This is a genomic window from Pseudomonas sp. WSY_20 (assembly GCF_043104335.1).
Classification (GTDB): Bacteria; Pseudomonadota; Gammaproteobacteria; order Pseudomonadales; family Pseudomonadaceae; genus Aquipseudomonas; species Aquipseudomonas parafulva_B.
Map to the genome: position 1 here is coordinate 1 of NZ_JBICKP010000020.1, position 15,147 is coordinate 15,147.

Sequence of the window (15,147 nt, forward strand, 5' to 3'; positions counted from 1 at the left end):
CAAGCGTTTATTTTGAAGTTTGTTTCGAGAAACTCGTTCAACTTCAAACACTTGACTCGCTTCGATCTCTCGTAGCGGGAGGCGAATTCTACAGCGTTTCAACACGCTGTCAACCTTCTTCTCAACCGCTGCCGATCTGTTCGATCGTAGCCCTTACAGCACCACCCGAACTAGCTAACCCATTGAATCTCAAGGAGTTTCGCGTTCCGATGTCGCTGGAAGTGGGGCGCATTATAAGGGGATTCGAAACCGCGTCAACCTTTAATTTCATATAAATCAAAAGCAAAGCGGGGGGGCTGCCGCCCCCCCGCTTATCTATAGATGCAATGACCCGCTAGATCACCCCAGCCACCCGCAGTCGCTCCACTTCGGAATCCGGCACGCTTAGCAGCGCCTTCAATACGCTCTCCGTGTGCTCACCTAATAGAGGTGGCGCATGCCTGTACTCAACAGGCGTCTGCGACAAGCGAATCGGCGAAGCGACCTGGGGCACTGTCCCCGCCAGCGGGTGCGCCATGGTCACCGCCAGTTCTCGCGCCATTACCTGGGGATCACTAAACACCTGCGCCAGGTCGTTGACGGGCCCGCACGGCACACCTACTGCTTCCAGATCACTCACCCACTGCGCCGTCGTTCTGAACACCGTCACCTGGCGGATCAAAGGCACTAGTTCGCCTCTATTGGCCACACGCGCCTTATTGGTAGCGAACCGCGGATCATCCGCCCACTGAGCATTTCCAGCCACCTCTGCAAACTTGCGAAACTGGCCATCGTTGCCCACGGTGAGAATGAAATCGCCATCGGCCGTGGGAAAGTCCTGATAAGGCACGATATTCGGATGCGCATTGCCCAGTCGCCGCGGCGGCGCGCCCGTTGTCAGGTAATTCATCGCCTGATTGGCCAGGCACGCCACCTGGACATCCAGCAGGGCCATGTCGATGTGCTGACCTTCACCACGCTGCTCCCGATGAGACAGTGCCGCCAGAATCGCCACCGTCGAATACAGCCCGGTAAGAATGTCCGTCAGCGCCACCCCAACCTTCACAGGCCCCGCACCCACCTCACCCTCCGGCAGCCCTGTCAGGCTCATGAGCCCCCCAAGCCCCTGAATCATGAAGTCATAACCCGCACGCTGCGCGTAAGGACCTGTCTGCCCGAACCCGGTGATCGAACAGTAGATGAGCTTCGGATTGACAGCCTTCAGGCTGGGATAATCCAACCCATAGCCCGCCAAGCCACCTACCTTGAAGTTTTCAATGACGATATCGCTCTTGGCAGCCAACTCGCGAATCAGTCGCTGGCCATCGGCCTGGGTAAAGTCGATCGTGATCGAACGCTTGTTGCGGTTGGCCGCCAGATAATAGGCCGCCTCGCCGGTACTGCCACCCTCGCTGTCCCTGAGATAAGGCGGCCCCCACGCCCGCGTGTCATCCCCCTTACCTGGGCGCTCGACCTTGATTACATCGGCACCCAGGTCCGCAAGGATCTGACCAGCCCATGGCCCCGCCAGTACCCGTGACAGATCCAGCACGCGTAGATGCGAAAGCGCTCCCATGACCGCCTCCTTATCAATAGAAAGCCTGGATACCCGTCTGCGCACGCCCCAGTATCAGAGCATGCACGTCATGGGTGCCTTCGTAGGTATTCACCACCTCAAGGTTCACCAGATGACGCGCCACGCCGAATTCGTCCGAGATGCCATTACCGCCCAACATGTCACGCGCCATGCGGGCGATGTCCAGCGCCTTGCCACATGAATTGCGCTTCATGATCGACGTGATCTCGACAGCAGCCGTGCCCTCATCCTTCATGCGCCCCAAGCGCAAGCAGCCTTGCAGCGCCAAGGTGATCTCGGTCTGCATGTCGGCCAGCTTCTTCTGAATCAGCTGGTTGGCCGCCAGCGGCCTGCCAAACTGCTGCCGGTCCAGGGTGTACTGCCGCGCTGTGTGCCAGCAGGCCTCGGCAGCGCCTAGCGCTCCCCAGGAAATCCCGTAGCGCGCAGAGTTCAGGCAAGTAAAAGGCCCCTTGAGCCCGCGCACCTCAGGGAACATGTTCTCCTCGGGCACAAACACGTTGTCCATCACAATCTCACCCGTCACGGAGGCGCGCAGCCCGACCTTGCCATGAATGGCCGGTGCACTCAGGCCCTCCCAGCCCTTTTCCAAAACGAAACCGCGGATGTCACCTGCATCATCCTTGCCCCATACCACGAACACATCAGCGATAGGACTGTTGGTGATCCACATCTTGCTACCGGTCAAGCGATAGCCGCCCTCGACTTTCCGGGCACGCGTGACCATCGACCCCGGGTCCGACCCATGGTTGGGCTCAGTAAGGCCAAAGCAACCAATCCACTCGCCACTGGCCAGCTTGGGCAAGTACTTCTGCTTCTGTGCTTCGGAGCCAAATTCATTGATCGGCACCATCACCAGCGACGACTGCACGCTCATCATCGAGCGATACCCCGAGTCGATGCGCTCTACCTCGCGAGCAATGAGCCCGTAACACACGTAGTTCAGACCGCTCCCACCGTACTGCTCCGGAATCGTGGCGCCCAGCAGCCCCACTTCACCCATCTCACGAAAGATCGCTGTATCTGTCTTCTCATGACGGAACGCTTCAAGCACACGCGGAGCCAGCTTGTCCTGGGCGAACTGATAGGCACTGTCTCGAACCATGCGCTCCTCTTCAGTGAGCTGTTGATCCAGCAAGAGGGGGTCGATCCAGCTAAAGCTTGCTTTGGCGGCCATGAGTGCATTTCTCCCAGAACGGTGGATGACGTATGCCGTGATCCTAGGCCGGGCAAACGGCGAGGACAAACGACGTTTGTGCACCCAGGAGTGCTATTTTCTCACTCATAAATAAGTGAAAACCCAAAAACCGATCATCCACGAGTGAGGGATAGGCATGCGTCGGAAGATACCCAGCACTACCGCCCTGGTTTGCTTCGAGGCTGCCGCACGCCACGAAAGCTTCACCAAGGCTGCCCAGGAACTGTCGCTGACCCAAGGCGCTGTGTGCAGGCAGATCGGCAGCCTTGAGGGCTTTTTGAACGTCGAGTTGTTCCGCCGCTCACACCGGGGCGTGAAGCTAACCGAGGCAGGGCTGTCCTACAGCCGGCAAGTGGCGGCGCAACTCGATGCGGTAGAGCGCGATACGCTGTCGGTCATGCGTCAGCAGGGCGCCAGCGTGATCGAGCTTGCAGTGGTGCCTACGTTCGGCACTCAATGGTTGCTGCCGCGCTTGATGGATTTCCAGCAGCGCCAGCCCGATGTCACGGTCAACCTGACCAATCGCACAAGGCCTTTCCTATTTGCCGATACCAGCTTCGATGCCGCCATCTACTTTGGTGACGGTGATTGGTCAGGCACTCGGTCGCACAGGCTGATGGGTGAAAATCCTGTCCCTGTCTGCAGCCCCGCATTGCTCGGTGGCAGGCAAACCCTCCAGGCTCACGACATTGCACAACTCCCCCTGCTGCAGCAAAGCACCCGGCCCTATGCGTGGCGCCAGTGGTTCAGTAGCGTCGGCATTTCTGTAGCAACCGACATGACCGGCCCCCGCCTTGAGCTTTTTTCAATGCTCGCACAAGCGGCCATGCACGCAATGGGGGTCGCGCTCATTCCACCCTTTCTGATTCAACGCGAGCTCGGCGAGGGTAGGTTGGTGGTCGCTAACAGGCATGTTCTACGTAGCGACAGGGCCTACTATCTGATGATTCCGGAGCGCAGGGTCGAATCGACCACGCTGGATGCATTTCGTGAATGGCTAGTGGCGCAGGCGGCGAACTTCGCGGACACCAAAGAAAGCTGACCCCGTAGTCAATTATAATTTACACCTACAGATATAATCATCTGTCGCATTTAAATAACCATATTGCAATGCTTCTGACGGTGATAAAGTGCTCCCGCGTTCTTTAATCAGGACTCTGTTTGCGACATTCGCCTGCCTACACGCGAAAAATTCAGATTTTCCGCTGAAAATCGCCATAACCTGGCGAATAAAGATGCTTGAGCGCTTGTGACAGATTAGCTGCGACATCTGGTCACATGGTGACTTGTAGTTATTGTTTGGTTTCGCTCCAAATTCTATTGAAGCCCGTTCGGTTCGTCTGCAAAATGCTGTGCCCGCCCAGGATTGGGCGGTAAGGCCCTTAGCCGCTCCGGCGCACCCTACGAAGTGCGCTGGCCTCAAAAATATAAAAAAGGTCATCGCAGGAGAAATAGTCGTGCACATTGGTGTTCCGCTCGAGACGCAGGCCGGCGAGACAAGGGTCGCCGCGACGCCTGAAACCATCAAGAAACTGATAGGTCAGGGTCATCAGGTTACGGTCCAGCAAGGCGCTGGGGTCAATGCCAGCATTCCGGACAGCGCCTATGAAGCTGTCGGTGCCCGCCTAGGCTCGGCGGCTGAAGCCTATGGCGCGCAGTTGGTGCTCAAGGTAGTCGCGCCAACCGATGATGAACTGGCGCTGATGAGCAGCGGCAGCCTTCTGGTCGGCATGCTCAACCCGTTCGACAACGACGTTATCGCCAAAATGGCCGCGCGCGGCCTCACGGCTTTTGCGCTAGAGGCCGCGCCCCGAACTTCCCGGGCACAAAGCCTTGACGTGCTTTCGTCCCAAGCCAACATCGCCGGCTACAAGGCTGTATTGCTGGCCGCGCATCATTATCCGCGCTTCATGCCGATGCTGATGACAGCCGCCGGCACGGTGAAGGCTGCGCGCGTCTTGATCCTGGGGGCAGGGGTGGCGGGGCTGCAAGCGATTGCGACGGCCAAGCGTCTTGGCGCCGTCATCGAGGCATCGGACGTGCGCCCTGCGGTGAAGGAGCAGATCGAATCGCTCGGCGCCAAGTTCATCGATGTACCGTACGAGACCGATGAGGAGCGCGACTGCGCCCAAGGCGTCGGCGGCTACGCCAGGCCCATGCCGGCAAGCTGGATGCAGCGCCAGGCTCAGGCCGTACACGAGCGCGCTCGGCAAGCAGACATCGTCATTACCACCGCACTGATCCCGGGCCGCAAAGCGCCTACCCTGTTGAGCGCCGACACGGTTGCCCAGATGAAACCAGGTTCGGTGGTCATCGACCTGGCAGCGGCCCAAGGCGGCAACTGTCCATTGACCGTGGCCGACGAGGTCGTACATGCCCATGGTGTCACCATCGTGGGCCCAACGAACCTGCCAGCCCTGGTCGCAGCGGACGCTTCGGCCCTTTACGCACGCAACCTGCTGGACTTCATGAAACTGCTGTTCGACAAGGACGGCGCCCTGACCATCAACCTCGAAGACGACATTGTCGCGGCCTGCCTGATGTGCCGCGACGGTCAAATCGTCCGCAAGAACGGCTGAGGAGCACGACAAATGGAAGACATGCTGATTTCCCATGGCATTTATAACCTCATCATTTTCGTGCTGGCCATTTATGTGGGTTATCACGTGGTCTGGAACGTTACACCGGCCTTGCACACCCCGCTGATGGCAGTCACCAACGCAATATCGGCCATCGTTATCGTTGGTGCCATGCTCGCCGCTGCGCTGACGGTCACACCTGCCGGAAAGGTGATGGGCACGCTCGCCGTGGCCCTGGCTGCAGTCAACGTGTTTGGCGGGTTCCTGGTCACCCGCCGCATGCTTGAAATGTTCAAGAAAAAGGTCAAGAACGAGGGGCAGAAGTCAGCATGAGCATGAATCTGGTAACGCTTCTGTATCTGGTCGCTTCGGTGTGTTTCATCCAGGCGCTCAAGGGCCTGTCCCATCCCACTACATCCCGGCGCGGCAACCTGTTCGGCATGATCGGCATGGGTATCGCGATCCTCACCACGGTCGGCCTCATCTATAAGCTCGGCGCTGAGCTGGCCACGGCCGGTATCGGCTATGTGATCGTCGGGTTGTTGGTGGGCGGCACTGCGGGCTCAGTGATGGCCAAACGGGTCGAGATGACCAAGATGCCTGAGCTGGTCGCCTTCATGCACAGCATGATCGGCCTTGCTGCGGTATTCATCGCCATTGCCGCGGTGCTCGAGCCCCAGTCGATGGGCATCGTCGCCGCCATCAGCGATCCGATCCCTACGGGCAACCGCCTGGAGCTGTTCCTGGGGGCAGCCATTGGTGCCATTACTTTCTCGGGCTCGGTGATCGCCTTTGGCAAGTTGTCGGGCAAATACAAGTTCCGCCTGTTCCAGGGTGCGCCGGTACAGTTTGCCGGTCAGCACAAGCTCAACCTCATTCTCGGCCTGACTACCATTGCGCTGGGGCTGCTGTTCACCTTCACCGGCCACTACAGCGCCTTCACCCTCATGCTGGTTCTGGCGTTCATCATGGGCGTGCTGATCATCATCCCGATCGGCGGGGCGGACATGCCGGTAGTGGTGTCGATGCTCAACAGCTACTCGGGCTGGGCGGCGGCAGGGATCGGCTTCTCGCTGAACAACTCCATGTTGATCATCGCCGGTTCGCTGGTAGGCTCGTCCGGGGCGATTCTGTCCTACATCATGTGCAAGGCCATGAACCGCTCGTTCTTCAATGTCATCCTGGGCGGCTTTGGTGGTGATGCCGAAGCTGGCGCTGCCCAAGGGTCCACGGAGCAGCGCCCGGTGAAATCCGGTTCGGCCGACGATGCGACCTTCCTGCTCAGCAACGCCGACAGCGTGATCATCGTTCCCGGCTATGGCCTGGCCGTAGCCCGCGCCCAGCACGCACTCAAGGAACTGACCGAGAAGCTCACGCACAACGGCGTTACCGTCAAATACGCCATTCACCCGGTGGCAGGACGCATGCCCGGGCACATGAACGTGCTGTTGGCAGAAGCCGAAGTACCCTACGATCAAGTGTTCGAGATGGAAGACATCAATGCCGAGTTCGGCCAGGCCGACGTAGTCCTGGTATTGGGCGCAAACGACGTGGTCAACCCGGCCGCCAAGAATGACCCCAAGTCACCCATTGCCGGCATGCCGATTCTCGAAGCCTTCAAAGCCAAGACCATCATCGTCAACAAGCGCTCCATGGCCAGCGGCTACGCCGGCCTGGACAACGAGCTGTTCTACCTCGACAAGACCATGATGGTATTCGGCGATGCCAAGAAGGTCATCGAAGACATGGTCAAGGCCGTGGAGTGAGGCAGGTTCGGTTCTGACCCTATGAACGAGAAGCCTTGGTCGGTAACGGCCAGGGCTTTTTCATTTATTGATCCGGATCAACGGCCATGTAGCGGCGAGAGTAATACGACCATGGTCGCGGGACGGCACCGGTCTAAATCACTAGACTGCGCTGCAGTAGCTTAGTAGCCCGAGATAACAATCCATGTACCGTGATCGCATCCGCTTGTCCTCCCTGCATAGCAAGGTAATGAGTGCGGCCGACGCCGCTGGCCTGATCGAGGACGGCATGACCGTCGGCATGAGCGGCTTCACCCGCGCCGGTGAAGCCAAGGCCGTCCCCCACGCGCTGGCCGAACGCGCCAAGCAGTCGCCACTGCAAATCAGCCTGATGACCGGCGCGAGCCTTGGCAACGACCTGGACAAACAGCTGACCGAAGCCGGTGTACTGGCCCGCCGCATGCCATTCCAGGTGGACAGTACGCTGCGCAAGGCCATCAACGATGGCAAGGTCATGTTCATCGACCAGCATCTGTCGGAGACCGTCGAGCAACTGCGCAACCAGCAACTGAAGCTGCCCGACATTGCCGTGATCGAAGCGGTGGCCATCACCGAGCAGGGGCATATTGTGCCGACCACCTCGGTTGGCAACTCGGCAAGCTTTGCGATCTTTGCCAAGAAAGTGATCGTCGAGATCAATTTGTCGCACAACCCGAATCTTGAAGGGCTGCACGACATCTATATACCTACGTACCGTCCTACTCGTACGCCCATCCCATTGGTTAAGGTAGACGACCGCATCGGCAGTACCGCCATTGCCATCGACCCTGCCAAGATCGTGGGCATCGTCATCAGTGACCAGCCCGATTCGCCCTCGACGGTGCTGCCACCCGATGACGAAACCCAAGGCATTGCCGACCACCTGATCAGCTTCCTGAAGAAAGAGGTGGAAGCAGGGCGCATGACCAACCGGTTGGGCCCCTTGCAGGCGGGGATCGGCAGCATTGCCAACGCCGTGATGTGCGGGCTCATCGACTCGCCGTTCGAAGACCTGACCATGTACTCCGAGGTGCTGCAGGACTCCACCTTCGACTTGATCGATGCGGGCAAGCTGCGCTTCGCCTCCGGCAGCTCCATCACCCTGTCCAGTCGCCGCAACGCCGACGTGTTCGGCAACCTGGAAAAGTACAAGGACAAGCTGGTGCTGCGCCCGCAGGAAATCTCCAACCACCCCGAAGTGGTTCGGCGCCTTGGCATCATCGGTATCAACACTGCCCTGGAATTCGACCTCTATGGCAACGTCAACTCCACGCATGTCTGCGGCACCCGAATGATGAACGGCATTGGGGGTTCCGGCGACTTCGCCCGTAATGCACACCTGGCCGTATTCGTGACCAAATCGATTGCCAAGGGCGGCGCCATTTCGAGTGTGGTCCCCATGGTCAGCCATGTGGACCATACCGAGCATGACGTGGACATTCTGGTCACCGAGCAAGGTCTGGCCGACTTGCGCGGCCTGGCTCCTCGGGAACGCGCCAGGGCGATCATCGACAAATGCGTGCACCCTGACTATCGCGCGGCCTTGAACGACTACTTCGAGCGCGCTTGCCTGCGGGGCGGGCACACGCCGCACATCTTGCGTGAAGCGCTGGCATGGCATGAAAACCTCGAAGAAACAGGTCGCATGCTTGCCCTGTAACACGCTCTGAAGTACGCACAAACCTCAAAGGGTCGCTTAGCGACCCTTTTTTGCGTGCTCAACGAAACAGATACCAGCAAGACTCTATAAAACTGTACTACTGTACTGGTTTTTACACTCAAGCCTGTCAACGAGCCAAGCAAATTATATAAACTTGCACCATATTTGTGCGCACCAGTACAGTTAAGTCACTTTCGAGTGCAACAGTAGCGTTACACAGTTAACTGGCTTGCCGTCTTTACCTGCAACTGTATCTACTGTTATGGACAAGAGGGGAGGATCATTGGTATCAGTTAAATCACTATCTAATGCCGCCATAAGCGGAAGGATGATCATCATGGAACGTACCCTCAGTTCCGGTCTGGTTTTTGAAAGCACCGCCAAGCAATCCAACGCTTCGTTCCCCCTGCGCGTAGCTTCCACTCTGCTGCTTTGGCAGCGTCGTATGGCCAGCCGTCGTCAACTGGCTCGCCTGGATGCACGCCTGCTGGCAGACGCCGGTATCAGCGAATCGCAGCGCTACGAAGAGTTGAGCAAGCCTTTCTGGCGCTAATCGCCTGGCCCAGCCTGACTGGCAGCGTTAATCTCAAAAACCCGTCGCAGGGCCCTGCGACGGGTTTTTTGCTTCTGCTTTAAAGAAAATTCGCACGAACGATACAGTTCCTTCAATTTATTTATCAGGCATAACAGTTGAGCGGCGCTCTATCATTAACATCTTGATACAGCACAGCGTGATACGCTTCGCTTAACTGTCTGGTAGAACCGACTGTCATACCCTAGGCAAGGGCCGTTGCCCACGTTCCCAGCTGGATTTCCTTACACCAGGAGCTAACGTTCATGACCCGTAATTACCTCATTGGCGCTGCGCTGATGCTTGGCCTGGCTGGTACAGCCAGTGCCAGCAGTTTCGTCGTCACCACCGACACCGTGGTACGAGGCGTCGCTGCCTCTACCAACGCCACCTCCGATGCGTCTTCATCTTTGCGCGACAACAAAATCGTGCAAGCAGCCCGCGACGACGCCGCCAGCTTCGTCGCCAGCCAGGGCAGCATCCGAGGCGCCAAACTCGAAAGCGCGCTGGTTCACATCCGTGCCCAGGCACCTGCCTTGCACGCCAGCGACGAGCAGCTGGCTCAAGCCATCCTGGCTCTCTGAGTCAGCAGGCCGCCCCCAGCTGATCGCTCATGCGTTTTCTGCTATTACCCCTGCTCTGGATCGCAGGCATAGCCACGGCTCACGCGCTGGACACCACTACCCAAGGCCTGGTGATCTCGGGTTACGTCACGACCCAGGTCACCACTGCACCTTTTGATCGCAAGCTCATAAGCGCAGCGCGCGACGATGCGGCAGTGTTCGTTGCCACCGACGGTCGTGTGCGCGGCGCACGGCTTGAGGCAGCCCTTGAAGCCATTCGCGTGCATAAACCCGCGCGCACTGCCAGCGACCTGGAACTGGCGCGAGCAATCCTCGTCGAATGAGTATCCTTTTCCTCCCCAGTATTTTCGGAGATGCTCCATGCGTAAACCGCTGATTGCCGCTACTCTCGGCATGTTTCTGCTGGCCGACCTGGCCCAGGCCCAGACCTTGGTGGCCACCAGCAACATCATCGTGCGCGCCTTTGGCCGTTCGATCGACTTCACGTCAGATACCACGACATCCATTCGCGATTCCAAAGTGGTACGTGAAGCTCACGACGATGCAGCCAGCTTCGTAGCCAGTAACGGCGATATCCGTGGCGCGCAACTGGAAGCGGCGTTCACAACGTTGCGCGAGCGTGTACCGCAGGCACGCGATGCCAGTGACCAGGTATTGGCCGAAGCCATTCTCGCGCTGTGAAGTTACTGCGTGCCGGGTGGTTCGGCGGCCTTCTGACACTGCTTGGCACGCCCGCGCTCGCAGACTTGCACCTTGACCTGCAAACCGCCGACCTGACCCCGCAGCAGGTCAGCGCCAGCCAGGCGCTGCTCGACCAAGCGATGGCCAGCCTGCCACCCTTGTTCAAACAGCGGCTTGATCGCACCGTCAGCGTCAGTTGGAGCGACCAGATGCCGCCTGACGCCTACGGCCAGGCATCACTGGTGTCCAGCTTGATGCTCAATCGGCGCCTGCTGCCCAGCCTTGCCGACGGCACCGCGACAACCGAGCTGACGCATCGGCCCCATGGCACTGTGCGCAACGAACTGTTGGCGACCGTGGTGCACGAGCTCACTCATATCTACGACCGCGCCCGGTTATGGCCGGGGCAACAGCATGCCGTGCTCACTCGATGCAACCGCCTGCAAGGCACTGTCGGGAACATCGGCCTGCCCGGAGAGTGCCGCGGCCAGGCGGGGCGACGGTTCACGCTCAGCGATGACCCACGTCTGCTGGACCTCGCCGGCTGGCCCCAGTACGTAGGCCGGCGCGGCGAACGCGAACAGCATAATGGCCAATTCGTGCGCAGCCCCGACCGCTACGAGCTGAGCAGCCCGAAGGAATACGTCGCGGTCAATATGGAGTACTTCCTTCTCGACCCTAGCTATGGCTGTCGCCGCCCCGCGCTCAATCGGTACCTGACACAACATTTTGGCTGGAGCCCACCCCAGGACGCCTGCGCCAAAGGCCTGCCGTTCATCAATGCCGGTAGCGACTTCGCGCGCCAACCCCTGGGTGAAGTCGACCCCGAGCGGGTGTACGAGGTGGATTACCTGCTGGCCGAGGCCAACCAGAACCTGGTCAGCCGCTGGGGGCACAGCATGCTGCGCCTGGTCATCTGCAAACCCGGCCGGCCGCGAGGCCCGGACTGCCGCCTGGATCTCGATCAAAGCCTGGTGCTCTCGTACCGCGCTTTCGTCAACGACGTCCAGCTGTCCAGTTGGGATGGGCTGGTCGGCGTCTACCCCTCGCGGTTGTTCGTGCTGCCGCTGGGGCAGGTGATCGATGAATACACCAAGACCGAACTGCGCAGCCTGGCCTCGGTGCCGCTCAAGCTCAATCGAGAGGAGATCGAGAACCTGGTCCGCCAGGCCGCCGAGATGCACTGGAGCTACGACGGCAACTACTGGTTCCTGTCCAATAACTGCGCGGTGGAATCGCTGAAGCTGCTGCGCAGCGGTACCGCCAACCCAAAACTCAACGACCTCGACAGCATCATGCCCAATGGCCTGCTTGCCGTGCTCGATGGGCGTGGGCTGGCTGACACCAGCGTGCTGGACGATCCGCGGGAGGCGTTGCGCCTGGGCTACCGCTTCGACTCGTACCGCGACCGTTACCAAGCCATGTTCGACGTCCTGAAGAAGCAGCTGCCAGTGAAGCAAGCCAAGGTGGAGGATTGGTTGGCCCTGGACGCCGAACAACGCAAGCCCTGGTTCGACCAGGCTGACCTGCGCACCAGTGCAGCCTTGCTGCTTCTGGAACAGGCGGGCCTGCGACGGCAACTGCTATTGGCCCAGGACGAGGTCAAGCAACGCTACCTCAATGCCGCAGCGCTCAAGGATGGCAGCGTCGACAAGGCTGATGCCACCCTCAAGCAGATGCTCGCCAACAGCGGTTTCCTGAGCCGCCCGGCTGAACTGCTCGACACCACCGGCTACGGACTGCCGCAGCAAGCAGAGCGGGTTCACCTGGAAAAGGTCAGCAGCGAACGCCAGGCGCAGCTGCTGCGCTTGAGTACCAACCTGGACAAGGAGGTGAGGGCGCTACTCGAGCCTTCCCGTGCAAGGCAGATAGCGGCAGTCGAAGCCAACGTGAAGCACATTGGAGAGCATCTTCGCGCATTGCACAAGGCAGCGGGTGGGCTGCAGCTGTAGCGGCACGACAGCCCACTCACGCGCCTTCCCTACCTTTTGTCACCCTTGTTCGAGCGAAAGCTGGCTGAAAGCTTGCGCGCATAGGATAGCCCCATTGCCGGCACAGACCGGTCAGCCAGGGCGAGGTACGTGCCCCGCCCGGCGCATCCAACAACAACAATGGTGATACCGATGCCTTTCCGTGCCCGACTTCTCTCAGTCTTGTTCGACCCACTCCACGCGCAGCGTCCTGCACGCTGACCCGCCCGAACCGTCCTCTTTTTCGTCGCGCCTCGCCTGGAGTATTGCCATGCTGACCTTCCTCGGCTTCGCCATGGTCGTCACGTTCATGTACCTGATCATGACCAAGCGCCTGTCGGCCTTGATCGCGCTGATCCTTGTGCCCATTCTGTTCGCCATCTTCGGCGGTTTCGCCAGCAAGATCGGCCCCATGATGCTCGAGGGCATCAGCAAGCTGGCGCCCACCGGCGTCATGCTGATGTTCGCCATTCTCTACTTTGCCCTGATGATCGACTCCGGCCTTTTCGACCCTGCGGTGCGAAAGATCCTCAAGCTGGTCAAGGGCGACCCGCTCAAGGTGTCGGTAGGTACCGCCGTGCTGGCCCTGGTGGTATCGCTGGACGGTGACGGCGCCACCACCTACATGATCTGCTGTGCGGCCATGCTGCCCATGTACAGCCGCCTGGGCATGAGCCCGCGCATCATGGCGGGGCTCATCATTCTTGCCGGCGGGGTCATGAACATGACGCCATGGGGCGGGCCCACAGCGCGGGCGGCCAGCGCCTTGCACGTGGACCCTTCCGATATCTTCGTGCCCATGATCCCAGCGATGCTGTTCGGCGTAGTGGCAATTCTGGCCATTGCCTACCTGTACGGCAAACGCGAACGTGCCCGCTTGGGCGAGCTGCACCTGCCAACCGACGATGTCGATCACAGCGACATCAGCGTCTCGCAATATCCAGAGGCACGCCGACCTAAGCTGCTGTACTTCAATGGCGCACTGACCGCTGCATTGATGGCAGCCCTCATCGCCGGCCTGCTGCCGTTGCCAGTGCTGTTCATGATCGCCTTCAGCATCGCCATAATCGTCAACTACCCATGCCTGCAACAACAGAAAGACCGTATTGCAGCCCACGCCGGCAGCGTGCTGGCGGTCACCGGTCTGATCTTCGCCGCAGGCATCTTCACCGGCATCCTGTCAGGCACCGGCATGGTCGATGCCATGTCCAAAAGCCTGCTGGCCGTCATTCCCGAAGCCCTGGGCCCGTACCTGGCGGTGATCACGGCGATCGTGAGCATGCCGTTTACCTTCTTCATGTCCAACGACGCCTTCTACTACGGTGTCCTGCCGGTGCTGGCCGAAGCGGCAAGCCACTATGGCATCAGCCCGGTCGAAATGGCCCGTGCATCCATCGTCGGGCAGCCGGTACACCTGCTGAGCCCGCTGGTACCCTCGACTTACCTGCTGGTCGCCCTGGCCGGCATCGAATTCGGGGATCACCAACGCTTCACGCTCAAGTGGGCAGTGCTGGTGTGCCTGTGCATAATGTTCGCCGCGCTGATCATGGGCATTTTCCCGCTGTTCAGCAGTCTCTGATAACAGACCTCTCTCCACCGCAATGCGCCTCGATGCAGGCGCATTGCCTATACCGCTCAAAGGAAAACACATGGAATGGCTGACCAGCCCGGAAATCTGGGTTGCCTTTTTCACCCTGACCGCGCTTGAAATCGTTCTGGGCATCGACAACATCATCATGATCTCGATCCTGGTCAGCCGCATGCCCAAGCACATGCAGCCGCGCACCCGGATCTTCGGCCTGGCCCTGGCCATGGTGACCCGCATCATGCTGCTGCTGTCCATCACCTGGGTAATGCGCCTGACCGACGATCTGTTCGTGGTCCTGGGGCAGGGCATATCCGGACGTGACCTGATCCTGTTCTTCGGCGGCCTGTTCCTGCTCTGGAAAAGCTCGCAGGAGATCTACCATGGCCTGGAAGGCGAAGAAGAAAACGCCGATGAACCCAAGGGCTCTGGCGGCAAGTTCCTCTACACCATCATCCAGATCGCGATCATCGACATTGTTTTCTCGCTCGACTCGGTGATTACCGCTGTTGGGATGGTGTCGCACGTGCCGGTGATGATCGCCGCAATCATCGTCGCCGTGCTGGTCATGATGGCGTGCGCCGGCACCATTGCCGACTTCATCGACAAGCACCCTTCGTTGAAGATGCTCGCACTGTCGTTCCTGATCGTGGTAGGTACCGTGCTGATCGCCGAAGCATTCGATGTGCATGTCCCTAAAGGCTACGTTTACTTCGCCATGGCCTTCTCCCTGGCGGTCGAAGCCATCAATATCCGCATGCGTACGTCGTTGGCACGCAAAGCCGGCAAGGAACACGAGGCCGTGAAACTGCGCAAGGATGTGCCGGGTCAATAATCCTGCACGTCTCGAGAGAAAGGGCCCTGCGGGGCCCTTTGCGCATCCCCCCAGCCCTGGCCCCGGATGTTTCAAAATCATGACAGCCATGCGAAGCTGGCGGCAGCGGCATATTAGAACTAAAGCT

At 59.5% G+C, this 15,147-nt stretch carries 15 protein-coding genes; 13 read left to right on the top strand and 2 right to left on the bottom strand.

What is annotated here, in order from left to right; genetic code table 11:
* A partial coding sequence (locus tag ACF8E5_RS06125) for a hypothetical protein (protein WP_392475032.1) occupies positions 1-275 on the top strand: 275 nt, incomplete at its 5' end.
* A 59-nt stretch (positions 276-334) separates the two neighbouring features.
* Here the strand turns inward: ACF8E5_RS06125 and ACF8E5_RS06130 are convergent.
* The gene (locus tag ACF8E5_RS06130; RefSeq protein ID WP_392475033.1) at positions 335-1,555 is read right to left on the bottom strand and encodes a CaiB/BaiF CoA transferase family protein; all 1,221 of its coding nucleotides are present in this window, start codon (positions 1,553-1,555) and stop codon (positions 335-337) included.
* Between the two features lie 13 nt (positions 1,556-1,568).
* Positions 1,569-2,750, bottom strand: coding sequence for an acyl-CoA dehydrogenase (locus ACF8E5_RS06135; protein ID WP_058603709.1), 1,182 nt, complete (start codon positions 2,748-2,750; stop codon positions 1,569-1,571).
* 157 nt (positions 2,751-2,907) lie between these two features.
* Between ACF8E5_RS06135 and ACF8E5_RS06140 the strand changes: the two genes are divergently transcribed.
* From ACF8E5_RS06140 to ACF8E5_RS06195, 12 genes are all read left to right on the top strand, one after another.
* Positions 2,908-3,813 (top strand): LysR family transcriptional regulator, encoded by a 906-nt coding sequence (locus ACF8E5_RS06140; protein WP_058638693.1) that lies wholly within the window; start codon positions 2,908-2,910, stop codon positions 3,811-3,813.
* 415 nt (positions 3,814-4,228) lie between these two features.
* Positions 4,229-5,350 carry a Re/Si-specific NAD(P)(+) transhydrogenase subunit alpha gene (locus ACF8E5_RS06145; RefSeq protein ID WP_392475034.1) on the top strand — a complete coding sequence of 374 codons (1,122 nt, stop codon included), beginning with the start codon at positions 4,229-4,231 and terminating at the stop codon, positions 5,348-5,350.
* Positions 5,351-5,362: 12 nt separating this feature from the next.
* Positions 5,363-5,683 (top strand): NAD(P) transhydrogenase subunit alpha, encoded by a 321-nt coding sequence (locus ACF8E5_RS06150; protein WP_023532697.1) that lies wholly within the window; start codon positions 5,363-5,365, stop codon positions 5,681-5,683.
* Complete coding sequence (locus ACF8E5_RS06155) at positions 5,680-7,116, top strand: NAD(P)(+) transhydrogenase (Re/Si-specific) subunit beta (RefSeq protein WP_027913213.1); 1,437 nt, start codon at positions 5,680-5,682, stop codon at positions 7,114-7,116. The genes ACF8E5_RS06150 and ACF8E5_RS06155 overlap by 4 nt, the downstream gene beginning before the upstream one ends.
* A gap of 184 nt (positions 7,117-7,300) precedes the next feature.
* A complete protein-coding gene (locus tag ACF8E5_RS06160) occupies positions 7,301-8,794 on the top strand; it encodes an acetyl-CoA hydrolase/transferase family protein (RefSeq protein WP_392475035.1) in 1,494 nt (497 codons plus the stop codon).
* Between the two features lie 337 nt (positions 8,795-9,131).
* Positions 9,132-9,347, top strand: coding sequence for a DUF1127 domain-containing protein (locus ACF8E5_RS06165; RefSeq protein WP_027913215.1), 216 nt, complete (start codon positions 9,132-9,134; stop codon positions 9,345-9,347).
* Between the two features lie 284 nt (positions 9,348-9,631).
* Positions 9,632-9,949 carry a DUF2388 domain-containing protein gene (locus ACF8E5_RS06170; RefSeq protein WP_058638695.1) on the top strand — a complete coding sequence of 106 codons (318 nt, stop codon included), beginning with the start codon at positions 9,632-9,634 and terminating at the stop codon, positions 9,947-9,949.
* 29 nt (positions 9,950-9,978) lie between these two features.
* The gene (locus ACF8E5_RS06175) at positions 9,979-10,272 is read left to right on the top strand and encodes a DUF2388 domain-containing protein (protein WP_326384171.1); all 294 of its coding nucleotides are present in this window, start codon (positions 9,979-9,981) and stop codon (positions 10,270-10,272) included.
* Between the two features lie 37 nt (positions 10,273-10,309).
* The gene (locus ACF8E5_RS06180) at positions 10,310-10,630 is read left to right on the top strand and encodes a DUF2388 domain-containing protein (RefSeq protein WP_058603703.1); all 321 of its coding nucleotides are present in this window, start codon (positions 10,310-10,312) and stop codon (positions 10,628-10,630) included.
* A complete protein-coding gene (locus ACF8E5_RS06185; protein WP_392475036.1) occupies positions 10,627-12,582 on the top strand; it encodes a DUF4105 domain-containing protein in 1,956 nt (651 codons plus the stop codon). The genes ACF8E5_RS06180 and ACF8E5_RS06185 overlap by 4 nt, the downstream gene beginning before the upstream one ends.
* A gap of 289 nt (positions 12,583-12,871) precedes the next feature.
* Positions 12,872-14,179, top strand: a complete 1,308-nt coding sequence (locus tag ACF8E5_RS06190) for a CitMHS family transporter (RefSeq protein ID WP_197843937.1) — start codon at positions 12,872-12,874, stop codon at positions 14,177-14,179.
* 70 nt (positions 14,180-14,249) lie between these two features.
* Positions 14,250-15,020 (top strand): TerC family protein, encoded by a 771-nt coding sequence (locus tag ACF8E5_RS06195; RefSeq protein WP_027913220.1) that lies wholly within the window; start codon positions 14,250-14,252, stop codon positions 15,018-15,020.
* The last annotated feature ends 127 nt before the right edge of the window (positions 15,021-15,147 follow it).